An 18,756-nucleotide genomic window follows, 5' to 3' on the forward strand; every position below is an offset into this window, starting at 1 on the left:
TAGGGGGGCCTGTGTCCAGGAAGAAGCTCGGCGTGCTCGGCGCCGCACTCACACTGACCGTCGGCGTCCTGTCCGGATGCACCGGAGGCGAGGCGGTCGACGTCGGCGGCGGGGGGAACGCCGGCGGCACCGGCGGAGTCCTCAACGCCGCGATCGGCGGCGAACCCGACCAGCTCGACCCGCACAAGACCTCGGCGTACTACAGCTTCCAGGTGCTGGAGAACGTCTACGACACGCTCGTCGAGCCGGACGCCGACCTCAAGATGGTGCCGTCGCTGGCGACGAAGTGGACCACCAGCGACGACCAGCTCACCTGGACGTTCACGCTGCGCGAGGGCGTCACGTTCTCCGACGGGTCGCCGCTGACCTCCGAGGACGTCGTCTACTCGTACGAGCGGATCATCAAGGAGAAGCTGAACAACGCGTACAAGTTCGCCACCGTCAAGTCGGTCACCGGGCCCGACCCGGCCACCGTGGTGGTGACGCTCAGCGCGCCCACGCCGAACCTGCTCGCCAACCTCGGCGGCTTCAAGGGCGTGGCGATCGTGGAGAAGTCCAACGTGGAGTCCGGCAAGGTCAAGACCGCGCCGGTCGGCAGCGGCCCGTTCAAGGTGGCCGGCTACACCTCCGGCGACAGCGTCAAGCTGGTCCGCAACGACGCGTACTGGGGGGAGAAGCCGAAGCTGGACGGCGTCACGTTCACCTTCGTCAAGGACCCGACGGTGGCGTTGCAGAACCTGCGCAGCGGCCAGGTCCAGTGGACCGACAACCTGCCGCCGCAGCAGGTGAAGTCGTTGCAGGACGGCGACGACCCGGTGGTGAAGTCGGCGGCCTCCACCGACTACTGGTACGTGGCGCTCAACGAGGCCCGCAAGCCGTTCGACAACCCCGAGGTGCGGCGCGCGATCGGGTACGCGCTCGACCGCGAGGCGATCACCAAGGCCGCGAAGTTCGGGCTGGCCACCGTCAACCAGACCGCCATCCCGAAGGCCAGCGCGTTCTACTACGACTACGCGCCCTACAGCCACGACCCGGGCAAGGCCAAGCAGATGCTCGGCCAGGCCGGCGTGAGCAACCTGACCATGGACCTGATGGTCACCAGCGAATACCCGGAGACGGTCACCGCCGCGCAGGTCATCGCCGCGCAGCTCAAGGACGTCGGCATCACCGTCAAGATCCGTACGCTGGACTTCGCCCAGTGGCTCGACGAGCAGGCCAAGGGCAACTTCGACGGGTTCATGCTCGGCTGGCTCGGCAACATCGACCCGGACGAGTTCTACTACGCCCAGCACCACAGCGGCGGCACGTTCAACTTCCACAAGTACAAGAACCCGGCGGTCGACAAGCTGCTGGACGACGCGCGCACCCAGACCGACCAGGGTGCCCGCAAGCAGGCGTACGAGCAGGCGGCGAAGCAGATCGTCGACGACGCCAGCTACCTCTACCTCTACAACCCGGACGTGGTGCAGGGCTGGTCGAAGAAGGTCTCCGGCTACGACGTGCGCACCGACCGGGCGATCCGGTTCCGGTCGGTCGCCCTGGCCAAGTGATGGCCCGCTTCGTCCTGCGGCGGGTCCTCCAGTCGGCGGTCGTGCTGGTCGGCGTGACACTTGTGGTGTTCCTGCTGCTGCAACTGGTGCCGGGCGACCCGGTCCGGGTGGCGCTCGGCACCCGGTTCGACCCGCAGACGTACGAGGCGCTGCGGGAACGCGCGGGCCTCGACCAGCCGCTGCCGGTGCAGTACGCCAGCTACCTGGGGCACGCGCTCACCGGCGACCTGGGGGTCAGCTTCCGCACCGGCCAGCCGGTGAGTCAGATCGTGCTGGAACGGCTGCCCGCCACGCTGTCGCTCGCCGTCACCGCCGTGGTGTTCGCGCTGCTGGTGGCGTTCCCGCTGGGCATCGTCGCGGCGGTCCGCAGCGGCTCGGCGGTCGACCACGCCGCCCGCGTGTTCAGCCAGTTCGGCGTCTCCGTGCCGGACTTCTGGATGGGCATCATGGGCATCCTGTTGTTCGCCGGGGTGCTCGGCTGGCTGCCACCCTCGGGCTACGTGGCGCTGACCGACGATCCCGGCCGGTGGGCCACCCACGTGGCGCTGCCGGCGGTCACCGTCGGCCTGGTCACCGCGTCGATCCTCACCCGGTTCATCCGCTCCTCCGTGCTGGAGGTGCTCTCCGCCGACTACGTGCGCACCGCCGAGGCGAAAGGGCTGCGTAACCGGGTGGTGATCATGCGGCACGTGCTGCGCAACGCGCTCATTCCGGTCGTCACGGTGGTCGCGGTGCAGCTCGCCAGCCTGCTCGGCGGCATCATCGTGATCGAGGTGCTGTTCGCCTGGCCCGGCATCGGCCGGCTCACCTTCGACGCCGTGCAGGCCCGCGACTATCCCGTCCTGCAGGGCGCGGTGCTTCTCGTCGCGGCGTTGTTCCTGCTGGTCAACCTGCTGGTGGACATCCTCTACGCCCGCCTCGACCCGAGGATCACGGTCAAGTGAGCGCCACGACCGAGAGCACCGGGCGTCGCGTCCTGGACGCGCTGCGCCGCGACCCGCTCGCCGTCGGCGGCACGATCGTGCTCGTCCTGCTGGTGGTGGTCGGCGTGGCCGGGCCGTGGCTCGCACCGGCCGGCGTCAACGACGTCGACGTGGACCAGATGCTGCGCCCACCCAGCGGCGCGCACCCGTTCGGCACCGACGAGCTGGGCCGTGACGTGCTCAGCCGGGTGCTCGTCGCCGCCCGCGTGTCACTGCAGGTCGGCGCCGTCAGCGTCGGCATCGCGCTGGTCGCCGGCGTGACGCTCGGACTGTTCGCCGGCTACTACCGGGGCTGGCTGGACAGCGTGCTCATGCGCTGCATGGACGTGCTGTTCGCGTTCCCGGTGCTGCTGCTGGCAGTCGCCATCGTGGCGGTGCTCGGCCCCGGCCTGCTCACCGCCATGGTCGCCATCGGCGTGGTCTACACGCCCATCTTCGCCCGGATCACCCGCGCCGGCGTGCTCTCCGTACGCGAGCAGGTGTTCGTCCGGGCCGCCGTGTCCATCGGCGCGTCCGACCTGCGCATCATGCGCCGGCACGTGCTGCCGAACATCGCCGCGCCGCTGATCGTGCAGACGTCGCTGTCGCTGGCGTTCGCGATCCTCTCCGAGGCCGCGCTGTCCTTCCTCGGCCTCGGCATCCAGCCGCCCGCGCCGGCCTGGGGCCGGATGCTGTTCGACGGGCGCGGCTTCGTCACCGACGCGTGGTGGCTGGGCGTGTTCCCGGGCGCGGCGATCTTCCTGACCGTGCTGGCGTTCAACCTGGTCGGCGACGCGCTGCGCGACGTGCTCGACCCGCGCCAGCTCACCCTGGGCGAGGCACGCAGGAGCACCCCATGAGCCATTCGGCAGTGCTGTCCGTGGACGACCTCACCGTGACCGTCGGCACCCGCCGCGGCCCGGTCCGTGCCGTCGCCGGGGTGTCCTGGCAGGTACGGCCGGGGGAGACGTTCGCCCTGGTCGGCGAGTCCGGCAGCGGCAAGAGCATGACTCTGCTCGCCGCCACCGGCCTCGCCCCACGGGCTGCCACAGTCACCGGCCGGGTGCGGCTGCTCGACACCGAGCTGACCGCGCTGCCCGACGACCGCCGCCGCAAGGTACGCGGCCGGCACGTCGGGTTCGTCTTCCAGGATCCGATGACCTCGCTCAACCCGGTGCTGCCGGTGGGCCGGCAGGTCACCGAGGCGGCCGAGGAACACCTCGGCCTGACCCGCCGTGCCGCCCGTGACCGGGCGGTGGAGCTGCTGGACCTGGTGGGCATCCCGTCGGCCGCGCGGCGCGTCGACGCGTACCCGCACCAGTTCTCCGGCGGCATGCGCCAGCGTGTCGCCATCGCCATGGCGCTGGCCTGCGAGCCGGATCTGCTGATCGCCGACGAGCCGACCACCGCGCTCGACGTCACCACCCAGGCGCAGATCATCGAACTGGTCGCCGACCTTCAGGCGCGGCTGGGCACCGCAGTCGTCTGGGTCACCCACGACCTGGGTGTGGTCGCGGGCATCGCGGACACCGTCGCGGTCATGTACGGGGGACGCATCGTCGAGCAGGGCCCGGTGGACGCGGTGTTCGGCACGCCCACGCACCCGTACACCCGGGCGCTGCTGGCGGCCCGGCCGGACCCGTCCCGGCGCGGCGAGGACCTCGTGGCCATCCCCGGGTCGCCACCGAGCCCGCTGGACCTGCCCCCGGGCTGCGCGTTCTGGCCACGCTGCCCGGTACGCGCCGATCCCCGCTGCGAGCACGAGCTGCCCCCGCTGACGCCGGTCGGCGACGGGCACACGGTCCGCACCTTCTACCGTGGAGAGGCCGGATGAGCGCCGACACCCCGGACGTGGTCGCCGAGCTGGACGACCTGAAGGTGCACTTCCCGACCCCGGCCGGCACGGTCCGCGCGGTGGACGGCGTCAGCCTCGCCGTACGCCGGGGCGAGACGCTGGGGCTCGTCGGCGAGTCGGGCAGCGGCAAGTCCACCGCCGGTCTGGCGCTGCTGCGGCTCGTCGACCCGACCGGCGGCCGGGTCCGGGTCGCGGGCGCAGACGTGACCCGCTGGTCGCGCCGCCGCCTGCGCGCGACCCGCCGCCACGTGGCGATGGTCTTCCAGGACCCGCAGGCGTCCCTCGACCCACGCCGCACGGTCGGCGACAGCATCGCCGAACCGCTCGTCGTGCACCGGCTCGCCACGTCCGCCGCCGCCCGGCGGGCCCGGGTCGCCGAGCTGCTGGACCTGGTCGGCCTGCGCGCCGACACCGCCGGCCGGTATCCGCACGAGCTGTCCGGCGGTCAGCGCCAGCGGGTCGGCGTGGCCCGGGCGCTGGCCGGCGAGCCGGACCTGATCGTCCTGGACGAGCCGATCGCCTCGCTCGACCTGAGCGTCCAGGCGCAGATCATGAACCTGCTCCGGCACCTGCAACGCGACCTCGGGCTCACCTACCTGTTCATCGCGCACGACCTGGCCGCCGTCGAGCACATGAGCGACCGGATCGCGGTGATGTATCTGGGCCGCATCGTCGAGACCGGCCCACCGGAGCGGATCTACCGGCGCCCCGCGCACCCCTACACGGCGGCGCTGCTGTCCGCGGTGCCGGTGGCCGACCCCCGCGTCGAGCGGGAGCGCCGCCGGATCGTGCTCACCGGCGACATCCCGAGCCCGGTGGACCCGCCGAGCGGGTGCCGCTTCCGTACCCGATGCCCCCAGGCCCGCCCCGCGTGTGCCGAGACCGACCCGGCGCTGGCCGAGGTCGGCCCGGGCCACGAGGCCGCGTGCCTGTTCCCGCTCGACGCCGAGCCCGACGGTGGTGCGGGTGCGGGCGGCGCGACGGAACGCGCCGACGTCGCCGGCACGCCGTAGGCTGCCGCCCATGGCGTTCACCACCCGGCCGACGCTGCGCGGGACGTTCGGCATGGTCTCCTCCACGCACTGGCTCGCCAGCCAGTCCGCGATGGGTGTGCTGGAACGCGGCGGCAACGCCTTCGACGCCGCGGTGGCCGCCGGGTTCGTGCTGCACGTGGTGGAGCCGCACCTCAACGGCCCGGCCGGTGAGGTGCCCGCGATCCTCGCCACCGCGGCCGATCCCACGCCGCGGGTGCTCTGCGGTCAGGGCCCGGCCCCGGCCGCCGCCACCGTCGCCCACTTCCGCTCGCTCGGCCTGGACCTGGTGCCCGGCGCCGGCCCGCTCGCCGCCGTCGTGCCGGGCGCCGTCGACGCCTGGCTGTTGCTGCTGCGCGACCACGGCACCCGCACGCTCGCCGAGGTGCTGGAACCGGCGATCGGCTACGCCGCCGCCGGCCACCCGCTGGTCGGCCCGGCCGGGCAGACCGTCGCGCGGGTCCGGTCGCTGTTCATCGACCACTGGCCGACCTCCGCACAGCTCTGGCTCCGCGACGGCCGTCCGCCCGCGCCGGGGGAGATGGTCACCAACCCGGCGTACGCGGACACGCTGCGCCGCCTCGTCGACGCGGGACGGGCCGCCGGTGCGGACCGGGAGGCGCAGATCGAGGCGGCCCGCCGCGCCTGGCGGGAGGGTTTCGTCGCCGAGGCGATCGACGCGTTCAGCCGGCTGCCGTTCCGTGACTCCAGCGGACGTGCGCACGCCGGGCTGGTCACCGGCGACGACCTGACCCGCTGGTCGGCCACCTGGGAGGAACCGGTCACGCTGGACTGGCACGGGCACACGATCGCCAAGACCGGCTTCTGGGGCCAGGGCCCGGTGCTGCTCCAGACGCTGGCCGTCCTGGACGCGCTCGACGACCCGCGTGTTTACGACCCGTCGAGCCTGGAGGGCATCCACGCGCAGGCCGAGGCGCTGAAGCTCGCGTTCGCCGACCGCGAGGCGTGGTACGGCGACACCGACGTGCCGGGCCCCGCGCTGCTGTCCGCCGAGTACGCCCGTGCGCGGGCCGCGCTGGTCGGCGACCGCGCCGATACGACGCTGCGCCCCGGCAGCCCGGCGGGTGAGCCACCCCGCCTCCCGTCCCACCTGCGCGCCGACGTGGGACGCGGGGCCGTCCCGCAGGATGCGAGCACCGGCGAACCCACGGTACGGGCGGACGGCGTGACCCGCGGCGACACCTGCCACGTCGACGTGGTGGACCGGTGGGGCAACATCATCTCCGCCACGCCCAGCGGCGGCTGGCTGCAGAGTTCACCTGTCATCCCGGAGCTGGGCTTCCCGCTCGGCAGCCGGTTGCAGATGTCCTGGCTGGAGGAGGGGCTCGCCTCGACGCTGCGGCCGGGGCGGCGTCCGCGTACCACGCTCAGCCCGACGCTCGTGCTCCGCGACGGCGAGCCGGTGATGGCCTGCGGCACGCCCGGCGGCGACCAGCAGGACCAGTGGCAGTTGTTGTTCCTGCTGCGGCACCTGGCCGGCGGGCAGGAGTTGCAGGAGGCGATCGACGCCCCCACGTGGCACACGACGAGCTTTCCGGCGTCGTTCTATCCCCGCGAGGCCGAGCCGGGCGTGCTGGTGCTGGAGGACCGGATCGACGGCGACGTGCTGGCGGGCCTGCGCGCCCGCGGCCACACCGTGCGCCTGTCCGACCCGTGGAGCCTGGGCCGCATGTGCGCGGTGACCCGCGACCCGCGCAGCGGAGTTTTGTCCGCGGCAGCAAACCCCCGAGGCGCCCAGGGCTACGCCACAGGCCGCTGACCCGTTCGACGGGCATCCAGGCATCTCGCCCGTCGGCGTGTGACAGCGACGAGCGTGATGTCGAGTAGCCGACCGTCGGTTCTGAGCGAATGAAAAGTGCATAGAGTGCAGTGAGCCGTGAGACCGGTGTGCCGGAACCGGCTCGTCGCGAAGGGGAGGCGCGGGTGTCGCCGCACATCGTGGGCTTGGCGCCCAGCATCATGGATGTCGTGGCCCGGCTGTCGAAGAACAGGCTCCGGCGCTGCCTCGACCTGGTGGGGGCGAGGCCCGGCGAATGGCGGCGCATCGACGCGGCTTCCTCTCGGCTGCTCATGCGCGAGGTGCTCGGCGTCGACCCCGGTCAGGTTCTCGTGGGAGGTGACACTCTTCTCCCGCCTGATGTGGCGATTCGCCCCGGGTCCACCGTCGCCAACGCCCTGACCGTCATGCCGTCGCGGGCGGATCTCCGCCGGTCCTTCGTGTCCACCGTCGGCATTCGCGACGGTCGACTCGACCCGTTGTCCGAAGCGTTCCGCTCGGCCATGGCGGCGGTGGGTATTGAACACCACGCGGTGCCGGTTACCGGCGACAACCCGGTGGTTTTCGTCCTGAGTGGTCACGACGACGCGGAACGCGCCCTGGCCATGTTCCCGGGAGTCGCCGACGATCTGGTCGAGTTCGACTTGGATGGGCTGGCACCGACGCTGCTTCTCGTCGACGTCTACAATCTCGGCCACCACCCGTTCGGCCAGTACCTCGACCGAGTCGTCACGGGTAGGCGCCACCAGGTGGTCCTGTCGTTGGGCAACCACACCGTCCTGACCGGGGATCGGGCCGATCAGGTGCGCCGATACCTCGATGAGGGCTTCCTGACCGGGCTGTGTGGCAACACCCTGGAATACGCTGCTCTGTACGGGGACGTGGGAGCCGCTGCCGACCGTGTACGTGCCGCGCTCGACCGGGTGGAGGACAAGGTGCCCTACGCGCTGGTGACGATGGGCGCCGATGGCATGGGGGTTGCCTGGAACGGCAGGCGCGAGCGGGTGGCCGCAGTGCCGTTGCTGGACGAGGAGATCGTCAACACCTCTGGTGCCGGGGACGCCGCGGCCGGCATCTTCGCCTTCGGAATTGCATCGGGGGACCCGCCGTCCGAGACGCTACGGCAGGCGGCCCTCGCCGCCGCGTCGGCGCTGCGCCGGTTCTGATGGAGCGCCGAACCGGGTTCGCCCGCACCAATGACCGGATGAGACGGGGCCCGCAGCGCACCGGTCGGTCGTGGCAGACCCTATTGGGGCTCGGCACGATCGCGATCGCGCTGACGGTCGTCGGCATCGCGCTGCCGCTCTGGGTGTTGACCGACGGTGACCTCACCGAGGCCGCCGGATGGGCGAACATCCTCGCCCTTCCGACCTCGCTCGTCGGCCTCGTTCTGACGCTCGTGGGCCAGCGCCACGAACGGTCGCTGAACTCGCCGACGCCCCCTGCTCGGCGCCGGCCGTGGATGGCGCCTCCACTGGAACGCATGATCGAGCGTCCCGACGTGGGGTCGGACCTGCTGCAGACCCTGATCCGACCGGAGCCGGCCGAGGTGGCCCTGACGACGGAGTTGCTCGGTGCCGGTGGATTCGGCAAGACCAGGCTCGCCACGTGGGTGTGTCACCGTCCGGAGATCGCCCACCGTTACCCCGGCGGCCTCTTGTGGACGACGATCGGACAGGATGCCCGGGACGCCGATCTTGCTGTCCGCATTAATGACATGATCTTCGCCTTGACGGGGGAACGGTCCTCGATAGCTCAGTCCGAAGCGGCAGGCGCCGAACTCGGCCGCGTGCTGGACGACCACGAACCGATACTGATGATCATTGACGACGTCTGGGACGTCGCGCAGCTTCGCCCCTTCCGCATCGGTGGGCGACGCACCACACGCCTCATCACCACCCGGGTACCCGACGTGCTTCCGATGGGTGGCGTGCGGATTCCGGTGGATGCGATGTCGCCGCACCAGGCGCGTGAGCTGGTGATCCACGGTGTGCCGGACGTGCCCGACGATGTCGCCCAGCGGCTCGCCGTACTCGCGGGACGCTGGCCGGTCCTGCTCAACCTCGTCAACGGTGTGCTGAAACGACGCGTCGAGCGCGGGCAGGTGGCGGTCGACGCGGCGCGCGAGGTCATCGACGAACTGGTTCGAAAGGGCCCGACCGCCCTCGACCCCACCCGTCCGTCAGATCGCGGCCAGGCGGTGAACGCCACTGTCGAAGCGAGCCTGCACATGTTGTCGTCCCAGGACCAACGGCGTTACGTCGATCTCGGGATGTTTGCCGAGGACGTCGAGATCCCGGTGTCCGTTCTGACGATGCTCTGGGACATCGGTCGGGTTCCGCAGCTGTGCGAGGATCTGGCCAGCCTGGGTCTGGTCGCTGACTACCGCCTGGACGAGCCGGGACCGCGCCTCGTGCTGCACGACGTCATGTGGGCATTTCTGCAGGGTCGACGGAGCGCCGCGGAGTGGCGGCTGACCCATGCTCGTCTGGTGGACGCGGTGACCGGGCGGTTGTTCCCGTCGACCGGGATCACACCGTGGTGGCTGTTGCCTGACGACATGCCCTACCTCTGGCGCTACCTGCCGTTCCATTTGCGACGGGCCGGTCGGCTCGACGAGCTCACGGGCCTGATCACGGACCTGCGGTGGGTGGAGGAGAAGACCCGCCGGTTCGGCTCGGTCGCCGCCGTCCTTACGGACCTGGAGCTGAGCGAGGCGAACACCGCCCGGACGCTGGCGCGTCACCTGGATCGGGCGGCGCCCCTGCTCGGTCCGATCGATCCATCACCCGCGCTGGGGGCCACGCTGGCCAGCAGGCTCCACGGGGTGGTAGAGCTCGAGAGCCTGTTGGAGTCCTATCGGAACGTGCTCGCGCGCCCTCGGCTGGAGCCGGCCTGGCCACTTCCTGACCGGATGGAGGACCGGACGACGCAGATCGGACACAGCGGCGGTGTCACCGGCTGCACCTTCTCGCCCGACCAGACGCTGTTGGCAACCGTGAGTGACGACGCCACGGTGCGCCTCTGGCAGGTCGCTGAGGGCCGCCAGTTGACCGTGCTCCTTGGTCACGTGGGCGGAATCTGGGACTGCGCGTTCTCGCCGGACGGCACGATGCTCGCGACCGCGAGCACCGACCGGACCGTGCGGATCTGGAACGTCGCCACCGGACAGGCGACGGCGGTTCTGTACGGCCACACGGACTGGGTGCGGAGTTGTGCCTTCTCACCCGACGGGACCATGGTGGCGAGCAGCAGCGCCGACGGGACGGTCCGCCTCTGGCGTGTCAGCGACTGGTACGCCGTAGCCACGCTTCGCGGTCATACGGCTGAGGTACGCAGTTGCGCCTTCAGCCCTGACGGACTCCTCCTCGCCTCGGCGAGCAACGATGAGACGGTACGCGTGTGGCGGATCAGTGCCGGCCGCACGGTCGCGGTCCTGGCGCACCGCGGCGGTCCGGTCTGGGACTGCGCGTTCGCGCCCGACGGAAAGCTACTAGCCGCGGCCACCTCCGGTCTGATCCGGCTGTGGCGTACCGCCGACTGGCGGCAGGCAGATGCGTTGCGCGGATGTGGCGACGAGATCGACAGCTGTGCGTTCTCGCCGGACGGGGACCATGTCGCGGGCACAAGCTACGGAATCGTCCAGCGGTGGCACCTCGACCAGGGCCCGAACCCGACGCTCTTCAGCGGGCACACCGGGGCGGTGTGGGCCTGCGCGTTCTCCCCGGACGGCGCGATCCTGGCGACCGCCAGCAACGACCAGACGGTGCGGCTGTGGCGTACGAGTGACGGCGAGACGCTGCGGGTGCTGGCGGGCGGGCCGAGCAAGGTGAACAGCTGCGCGTTCTCGCCGGACGGACGCCTGGTCGCGACGACGGACTACAGCGGTGAGGTCCTGCTTCGCGATGCGTCGACCGGGAGCCGTAGGCGGGTGCTGCGTGGTCATGACAGTCGGGTGATCAGTAGCGCCTTCTCCCCGGACGGGCGTCTGCTGGCGACCACGAGCAAGGGTGACGTCCGGCTGTGGAACGTCGAGGACGGCAGCGTACGCGCGATTCTCGAGGGCCACACCGACTGGGTGCGCAGTTGCATGTTCTCGCCCGACGGTGCGCTGCTGGCCACGGCGAGCGCCGACCGTTCGGTGCGGCTGTGGTCGGTCTCGGATGCCCGGCCGCACGCCCTGTTCGAGGACGCGGGGAGCGGCTTCCGCAGTTGTGCGCTTTCTCCGAACGGGGAGTGGCTGGTAGCGGGCACTGCCGCCGGGGCGGTGCGACTGTGGCGGCTGCCGGAAGGACGCGCGGAGACGATTCTCGGGCATAACGGCGGTGTGCACAGCTGTGCCTTCTCGCCGGACGGCAGCCTGCTCGCCACCGTCAGTGGCGATCGGACCGTGCGGCTGTGGCAGGTCGCGGACCACACCGCGCGCGCGTCCCTGAGTGGACACACCAGTTGGGCGGACCGGTGTGCGTTCTCGCCGGACGGCTCGCTGCTCGCCACCGTGAGCAACGACCAGACCATTCGGCTCTGGGAGGTGACGACCGGTGCCTGTGTGTGCGCGCTCAGGGTGGGCGGTCCCCTCGCCTGGGTGGCGTGGCACCCGGACGGAACGCGGCTCTGCGCGGTCGGCGGAGCCGGTACGTACCTGCTTCGCTACCTGAGCTAGGCGACCGTCAGGATCCGGTGTCCCAGGAGGCGAAGCAGTGCTGGTAGAACTCCCGACGGATCTGTTCGTCGTCCTTGACGGCTCCCCACATCGCCGACACGGTGGGAAAATCGGATTCGAGCCCGCCGCGTGAAATGACGCAAAAGTGCTTGCCCCGCAGGACGAGCCCCACTCCTCGTGGTGACACCCGAGCTATGAACTCATTGAGGAAGTCATTGCAGAGGCGTTCGTCCATGGTATAGCGGCAGGCGAAGCTTCGAAACATCTTCACAATCTTCGAATAGCCGACGAAATGCTCCCCGGGCACATATCCGATCGTCGCCTTCAGCCATGCCGGCGCGTAGTGGTGCTCACATGCCGAATAGGCGGTCGCCTTGATGGTGACGAGCCCAACGTGGTTCCTCTCGGGTGCGTCGAACAGGCGCACCTCGTCCGCCTCGTACGCGGCCCGCGGTGCGGACAGCGCCGCCTCCTGCCAACGCGCGAAGCGGTCCGCGGAGAACTCCAGGGCCTCCGGCGAGTCTTCGCCGAACGCCTCCGCGATCATTCTCTGTGCCTGTTCGAGTTTGGCCAGGTCCACGCCGGGGCGAGAGTTCTCCACGACACCTCCACTCGTCGTTTACAGGCGACCCCCCTTCACGAGGGCGGGAATCACCTGCTTCGCCATGATCGAGCTGACCGTGAGCCCTTCACGCTCGTGATCCTGGCCGATCCACCTGTACTCCTTGACCTCGTTGGCCGCCGAGGGCTCACCGACGACCGTGACGAGGTAGGCGTGAATGACGATCGGTGTCCCTTCGAACACCGCCCGATCTTCAAAAGACCCTACGTACTCATAATGATCGATGTCAACGCAGAGCTCCTCGCGGATCTCGCGAAACAGGGTCTCGCGTTGGGTCTCACCCTCCTCCATGCGCCCGCCCGGCATGTAGTACTCAGCCGAAGGCTGATCTTTCTTGCGGACCACCATCACCTTGCCGTCACGCACGATGGCCGCGCCTACCTTCTGGATGGCGTCGAGGTTCGGATCCCGCTGACGATCTTCCGGCCTCATGGCACTCCTTCGATTGAGATCTCTCCGTGTGGGTGTATTCCGTGAGGGTACTGCCGTGGAGTCGGTCGAAGAAGCATCGACGACGTCGTGGCGTGCGCCGTCCCGTGGGACCGGCCGTCGCGCCGTGCGTGCTCAGTCGTTGATCCGGGTTATGTTGCGGATCTTGTTCGCGGCGTCGAGGGCGGCCACTTTGTACGCCTCCGCCAGCGTCGGGTAGTTGAAGACGGCGTCGAGCAGGTAGTCGACGGTGCCGCCGCACCCCATCACGGCCTGCCCGATGTGGACGATCTCGGTCGCGCCGGTGCCGAACACGTGCACGCCGAGCAGCCGGCCGTCCCCGGGCGAGACGAGCAGTTTCAGCATCCCGTACGAGTCGCCGACGATCTGCCCCCGGGCCAGCTCCCGGTAGCGGGCGATGCCCACCTCGAACGGGACGGACGCCTCGGTCAGCTCCTCCTCGGTCCTCCCCACGAAGCTGATCTCCGGAATGGTGTAGATGCCGATCGGTTGCAGGTCCGACATGCCGCGCGCCGGTTCCCCGCAGGCGTGCTGGGCGGCCAGGCGGCCCTGTTCCATCGAGGTGGACGCCAGCGCGGGGAAGCCGATCACGTCGCCGACGGCGTAGATGTTCTCGACGGTGGTGCGGTAGTCCGCGTCGACGGTGATCCGGCCCCGGTGGTCGGCGGTGAGCCCGGCCGCCTCCAGCACGAGGTCGTCGGTCTGCCCCTGCCGCCCGGCCGAGTACATCACCGTGTCGGCGGCGATCTTCTTGCCGCTGCGCAGGACGCAGAGCGCGGCGCTGCGGTGCTTCTCCACGGCGGCCACCTCCTCGCCGAAGCGGAAGGTCACCGACAGGTCCCGCAGGTGGTACTTCAGGGATTCGACGATCTCCTCGTCGCAGAAGTCGAGCATCCGCGGGCGGCGCTCGACCACAGTCACCTTGGTGCCGAGCGCGGCGAACAGGGACGCGTACTCCATGCCGATCACGCCGGCGCCGACGACGACCATGCTGCGCGGGACGGCCTGGAGGTTGATGACGCCGTCGGAGTCGACGATCGTGCGGTCGTCGAAGTCGACGCTGTCCGGGCGGGCCGGGCGGGTGCCGGCGGCGATGACCGCCTTGTCGAAGCTGACCCGGGTCTCCCGGCCGGAGCCGGCGTCGACCCAGACGGAGTGGGCGTCGGCGAACCGGCCGGTGCCGGTGATCAGCGAGACCTTGTTGCGGGCCAGCTGGTTGCGGATGACGTCGGTCTGCCGGGTGATCACGTGCTGGGTGCGGGCGGCCAGGTCGGCGACGGTGATGTCCTCCTTGACCCGGTAGCTGCTGCCGTAGAGGTCGCGCTGGCTGAGCCCGGTCAGGTAGAGGACCGCCTCGCGCAGCGTCTTGGAGGGCACGGTGCCGGTGTTTATGCACACCCCGCCGAGCATGTCGCGGCGGTCCACGATCGCGACGCGGCGGCCCAGCTTCGCCGCGGCGATCGCCGCCTTCTGTCCACTCGGTCCGGAGCCCAGCACCAGCAGGTCGTAGTCATACACGAGCGCCAGCCTCGCAGGGTCTCGCAACCCGCGCCAGCGGCGGGGCTCCGCGCCGGGGGTGGAACGCGGAGCCCCGCCGGCTCAGCGGCCCTGCAGGGACCGGACGTTGTCGGCGAACGTCCAGCCCTTCGAGCCGTCCCAGTTGACCGACCAGGTCATCAGGCCCTTCAGGCGGCCCTGGTAGGTGTTCCACGCCTGGGCCACCAGCGCCGGGCTCATGTAGCCGCCGCCGGCGCCGACCTGCGCGGGCAGCCCGGGAACCTGCCGATCCAGCGGTACGCGGATGGTGGTGCCCTGGACGACCAGGCCGGCGTCGAGGCAGTTGGTCTGCGCGACGAAACCGGCCACCGTACCGGCCGGGTACGAGTCACCGGCGCAGCCGTACATCGAGCCGTTGTAGTACTGCATGTTCAGCCACCACAGCCGCCCGTTGTCGGCGTACTTCTTGACGATCGGCAGGTACGCGCCCCAGATCGAGCCGTAGGTGACGCTGCCGCCGGTGACGTACGCGGTCTCCGGCGCCATGGTGAGCCCGAAGCCGGCCGGCATCTGGGCCAGCACCCCGTCGATGATCCGGATCAGGTTGGCCTGCGAGGGGGAGAGCTGGTTGATGTTCCCGCTGCCGGTCAGGCCGGTCTCGATGTCGATGTCGATGCCGTCGAAGTTGTGCCGCTTGAGGATCGGTACGACGGTGGCGACGAACCGGTCGGCGACGGCGCTGGAGCTGAGGTCGATGCCGGCGGTGGCACCGCCGATGGACAGCAGCACGGTCAGCCCGGCGGCCTTGGCCTGGCACACCTGCGCCGGGGTGGGCACCTTGACGCCGGCGTCCATGCCGTCCTCCCAGAGCACCGTGCCGTCGGCGCGGATGACCGGGAACGCGGCGGTCACCACGTTGTAGCCGTGGCCGGTGATCCGGGAGTCGGTGATCGGGATCCAGCCGAGCCCGGGGTGCACGCCGTTCGCGGCGCCGTCCCAGTTCTCCCAGTAGCCCTGGAGCACCTTGCCCGACGGCCGCGACCGCAGCGCGCAGGTGTCCCCGCCGGGCGTGGTCGGGCTGGACGACACGGTGGGCGTGGGCGTCGGCGTCCGCGTGGGGGAAGCGGTCGGGGACGGGGAGGCGGTGGGGGAGGGCGACGGCGGCCGGGTGGTGGGGCTGGGCGACGGCGTGCCGCCGGTGCAGGCGCCGAGGTCGGTCCAGAGGGCCGGTACGGCGGCCGGGGTCCAGCCCGCGCCGGCCGGCGGGGTGTGCGTGACGAGCGCCTGGTAGAGCCGGCCGCCGTAGGTCACCCGGCTGCCGGCGGTCCAGGTGACGCCTTCGGCCCAGGCCGGCGCGTCACACGCGACGAGCGTGCCGACGGCGCCGGTCGGGGTGGCGGCGGTGGCGGGCAGGGCGGCGGCGGTGGCGGCGAGCAGCGCGACGCCACCGAGCAGAGCGGTCATCCCACGTCCGAGTCGCATGACATACCTCCTCATCGATGCGCCGGAGGTTATCAGTTAACTTTGTTAAGTGTAAATGCGCAGTACGCTGTCACCGCTTGGTTCACGGCGTGAACGCGATGAACGCAGGTCGCCGTGGGCGGCCGGGAAGGGACGGCGGCGGACGTGGACGCCAGACGCACCACGGTGCGCGACATGCGCCGGGCCAACCGGTCGGTCCTGCTGACCCGGATCTGGCTGGACGGCCCGCTCAGCCGGCACGAGCTGGGCCAGTCCACCGCGCTGAGCCTGGCCAGCGTCAGCAACCTGGTCGGCGAGATGATCAACGAGGGTCTGGTCGAGGAGGCCGGCTCGGTCGAGTCCGACGGCGGCCGTCCCCGCGTGCTGCTGCGCGTCGCGCCCGGCTACGGCTACCTGGTCGGCGCCGACGTCGGCGAGACCCGTGTCCAGGTGGAGCTGTTCGACCTGAGCATGACCGCACTGGCCAAGGCGGAGTACCCGATCACCGCGGCCGACCCCGACCCCGAGCGGGTCGCCGCGCACCTGCGGCACGGCCTCGCCGCGGTCATCGAGCAGGCGGGCGTCGACCCGGCCGCGGTGCTCGGCTTCGGCGTCGCTGTCGCCGGCACCGTCGAGCGCACCGCCGACGCCGTGGTGCACGCCCAGACGCTCGGCTGGGACGGCGTCCCGCTCGGCGCGATGCTGCGCGCCGGCACCGACGTACCGGTGCACGTGGACAACGGCGCGAAGACGCTCGGCCAGGCCGAGATGTGGTTCGGCGCCGGCCGCGGCGTCCGGCACGCGGTGGTCGCCCTGGTCGGATCCGGCGTCGGCGCGAGCGTGGTCGCCGACGGCGTCGGCTACCGCGGCGCGCACAGCAGCGCCGGGGAGTGGGGCCACACCACCATCGTGTACGGGGGCCGCCGCTGCCGCTGCGGCAACCTCGGCTGCCTCGAGGCGTACGTGGGGGCGGAGGCGGTGCTGGACCGGTTCCGCCAGGCCAACCGGGGCCGCCCGGCGCCCGGCGCGGACGAGGAGACCGCCTTCGGTGAGTTGCTGCGCTCCACCGGCAGCACGGCCGCGAAGGTGATCGACGAGACGGTCGGCTACCTGGGCGCCGGGGTGGCGAACCTGGTCAACCTGTTCAACCCGGAGCGGGTGGTGCTCGGCGGCTGGGCCGGGCTGGCCCTGGGCGAGCGGCACCTGCCCGCGATCCGCGAGGCCACCGCGCGGCACGCGCTGCGGCAGCCGTACGCGCAGACCTCGATCGAGCTGTGCCGGCTCGGACCGGACGCGGTCGCGATGGGCGCCGCCACCCTGCCGATGACCCGGCTGCTGCGCGACGGCGGCGTGGCCCGCGACCCGGCCGCCCGCCCGGGGCCGGCGTGGGGGCCGGGCCGGCGTCACTGACCGGCCCGGCCCCCACGCGGCGGCGTCAGCGCTGCCCGCGGACCCGCCGTACGGTGTCCCGGTACCACAGCGCGCTGCGCTTGGGGGTGCGGCGCTGCGTGTCGTAGTCGACCCGGACGATGCCGAACCGCTTGTTGTAGCCGTACGCCCACTCGAAGTTGTCCAGCAGCGACCAGGCGAAGTAGCCGCGCACGTCGGCGCCTGCGGCCCGGGCCCGGGCCACCGCCCGCAGGTGCTCGGTGAGGTAGCCGACCCGGTCGTCGTCGTTCACGAACCCGTCGGCGTCCGGCTCGTCGTCGAACGCGGCGCCGTTCTCGGTGATGACCATGGGCGTGCCCGGGTAGTCGCGGTGCAGCCGCACCAGCAGGTCGGTGAAGGACTCCGGCACGATCTCCCAGTCCATCGCGGTACGCGGCAGGTCACGGCGGACCACCCGGCGTACCGGCTTGCCGTCGTCGTCGCGGTCCCGGCCCTGCTCGTCCACCCCGGAGTGCAGCTGCCCGAAGTAGTAGTTGACCCCGAGCACGTCGATCGGGGTGGCGATGACGTCCAGGTCACCGTCCTGCACGGGGATGCTCACCCCCTCGGCGGCCAGGTCCGCGATCACGTCCTGCGGGTACTCCCCGCGCAGCACCGGGTCGAGGTACAGCCGGTTGGCCAGCCCGTCGGCGGCCCGCGCCGCGTCCCGGTCCGCCGCGCTGTCGGTGGCCGGGTCGGCGGTGGACAGGTTCAGCGTCAGGCCCAGCTCGATCGGGGACCGGGCCGCCTCGCGCAGCCGTCGCGTCGCCAGCCCGTGCCCGAGCAGCAGGTGGTGCGCCGCGGCGATGCCGTCACCAAGGTTCCGCCGGCCCGGGGCGTGGTCGCCGTAGGCGTACCCGAGCATCGCCGAGCACCACGGCTCGTTGAGCGTGGTCCAGGTGCGGACCCGGTCGCCGAGCGCGGCGAAGACCAGCTCCGCGTAGTCGGCGAACCGGTACGCGGTGTCCCGGTTCGGCCAGCCGCCCGCGTCCTCCAGCTCCTGCGGCAGGTCCCAGTGATAGAGCGTCACCCACGGCTCGACGCCCCGGCCGAGCAGCTCGTCCACCAGCCGGTCGTAGAAGGCCAGCCCGGCCACGTTCGCCGGACCGCGCCCGCCCGGCTGCACCCGCGGCCAGGCCACCGAGAACCGGTACGTGTCCAGCCCCAGGTCCGCGATGAGCGCGACGTCCTGCGGCATCCGGTGGTAGTGGTCGCACGCCACGTCGCCGTTGTCGCCGTTCGCCACCGCGCCCGGCACCCGGCAGAACGTGTCCCAGATGGACGGGGTGCGGCCGTCGGAGGCCACCGCGCCCTCGATCTGGTACGACGACGTCGCCACCCCCCACCGGAAGGTCGGCGGCAGCGTGTCGATCGGGTCCGCGCCGGCGACCGGCGACGGGCGGGTGAGATCGGTGTCCATGGTTCTCCTCGCGGGTAGC

General features: G+C 71.3%; 14 protein-coding genes. 9 read left to right on the forward strand and 5 right to left on the reverse strand.

The window, feature by feature from the left end:
- Positions 1-11: 11 nt before the first annotated feature.
- From NMK34_RS07110 to NMK34_RS07145, 8 genes are all read left to right on the forward strand, one after another.
- Complete coding sequence (locus NMK34_RS07110) at positions 12-1,550, forward strand: ABC transporter substrate-binding protein (RefSeq protein ID WP_318332738.1); 1,539 nt, start codon at positions 12-14, stop codon at positions 1,548-1,550.
- Entirely contained in the window at positions 1,550-2,494 is a 945-nt protein-coding gene (locus tag NMK34_RS07115) for an ABC transporter permease (RefSeq protein WP_318332739.1), read from the forward strand. The genes NMK34_RS07110 and NMK34_RS07115 overlap by 1 nt, the downstream gene beginning before the upstream one ends.
- The gene (locus NMK34_RS07120) at positions 2,491-3,372 is read left to right on the forward strand and encodes an ABC transporter permease (protein ID WP_013476858.1); all 882 of its coding nucleotides are present in this window, start codon (positions 2,491-2,493) and stop codon (positions 3,370-3,372) included. Before NMK34_RS07115 ends, NMK34_RS07120 begins: the two co-directional genes overlap by 4 nt.
- Positions 3,369-4,346: an ABC transporter ATP-binding protein gene (locus NMK34_RS07125; protein WP_318332740.1), complete on the forward strand. Its 978-nt coding sequence runs from the start codon at positions 3,369-3,371 to the stop codon at positions 4,344-4,346. The genes NMK34_RS07120 and NMK34_RS07125 overlap by 4 nt, the downstream gene beginning before the upstream one ends.
- Positions 4,343-5,380: an ABC transporter ATP-binding protein gene (locus NMK34_RS07130; protein ID WP_318332741.1), complete on the forward strand. Its 1,038-nt coding sequence runs from the start codon at positions 4,343-4,345 to the stop codon at positions 5,378-5,380. The genes NMK34_RS07125 and NMK34_RS07130 overlap by 4 nt, the downstream gene beginning before the upstream one ends.
- Positions 5,381-5,390: 10 nt before the next feature.
- Complete coding sequence (locus NMK34_RS07135; protein ID WP_318332742.1) at positions 5,391-7,178, forward strand: gamma-glutamyltransferase family protein; 1,788 nt, start codon at positions 5,391-5,393, stop codon at positions 7,176-7,178.
- A 110-nt stretch (positions 7,179-7,288) separates the two neighbouring features.
- Positions 7,289-8,362, forward strand: a complete 1,074-nt coding sequence (locus NMK34_RS07140; protein WP_318332743.1) for a carbohydrate kinase family protein — start codon at positions 7,289-7,291, stop codon at positions 8,360-8,362.
- Positions 8,362-11,859, forward strand: a complete 3,498-nt coding sequence (locus NMK34_RS07145; protein WP_318332744.1) for an NB-ARC domain-containing protein — start codon at positions 8,362-8,364, stop codon at positions 11,857-11,859. Before NMK34_RS07140 ends, NMK34_RS07145 begins: the two co-directional genes overlap by 1 nt.
- A gap of 7 nt (positions 11,860-11,866) precedes the next feature.
- Here NMK34_RS07145 and NMK34_RS07150 read toward each other — a convergent pair whose 3' ends face one another.
- From NMK34_RS07150 to NMK34_RS07165, 4 genes are all read right to left on the reverse strand, one after another.
- Entirely contained in the window at positions 11,867-12,460 is a 594-nt protein-coding gene (locus NMK34_RS07150; RefSeq protein ID WP_318332745.1) for a GTP cyclohydrolase I, read from the reverse strand.
- Between the two features lie 18 nt (positions 12,461-12,478).
- A complete protein-coding gene (locus NMK34_RS07155) occupies positions 12,479-12,913 on the reverse strand; it encodes an NUDIX hydrolase (protein WP_318332746.1) in 435 nt (144 codons plus the stop codon).
- A gap of 132 nt (positions 12,914-13,045) precedes the next feature.
- Positions 13,046-14,449 (reverse strand): Si-specific NAD(P)(+) transhydrogenase, encoded by a 1,404-nt coding sequence (sthA, locus tag NMK34_RS07160; protein WP_318332747.1) that lies wholly within the window; start codon positions 14,447-14,449, stop codon positions 13,046-13,048.
- 81 nt (positions 14,450-14,530) lie between these two features.
- Positions 14,531-15,910 (reverse strand): carbohydrate-binding protein, encoded by a 1,380-nt coding sequence (locus NMK34_RS07165; RefSeq protein ID WP_318332748.1) that lies wholly within the window; start codon positions 15,908-15,910, stop codon positions 14,531-14,533.
- Positions 15,911-16,054: 144 nt separating this feature from the next.
- Here NMK34_RS07165 and NMK34_RS07170 point away from each other — a divergent pair, with 144 nt between their 5' ends.
- Positions 16,055-17,299 carry an ROK family transcriptional regulator gene (locus NMK34_RS07170; RefSeq protein ID WP_318332749.1) on the forward strand — a complete coding sequence of 415 codons (1,245 nt, stop codon included), beginning with the start codon at positions 16,055-16,057 and terminating at the stop codon, positions 17,297-17,299.
- A gap of 25 nt (positions 17,300-17,324) precedes the next feature.
- On the opposite strand, the gene NMK34_RS07175 is transcribed toward NMK34_RS07170, so the two are convergent.
- Complete coding sequence (locus tag NMK34_RS07175) at positions 17,325-18,737, reverse strand: GH1 family beta-glucosidase (protein ID WP_318332750.1); 1,413 nt, start codon at positions 18,735-18,737, stop codon at positions 17,325-17,327.
- Positions 18,738-18,756 lie beyond the last annotated feature (19 nt).

Source organism: Micromonospora sp. BRA006-A (genome assembly GCF_033433935.1).
Taxonomy (GTDB): domain Bacteria; phylum Actinomycetota; class Actinomycetes; order Mycobacteriales; family Micromonosporaceae; genus Micromonospora; species Micromonospora aurantiaca.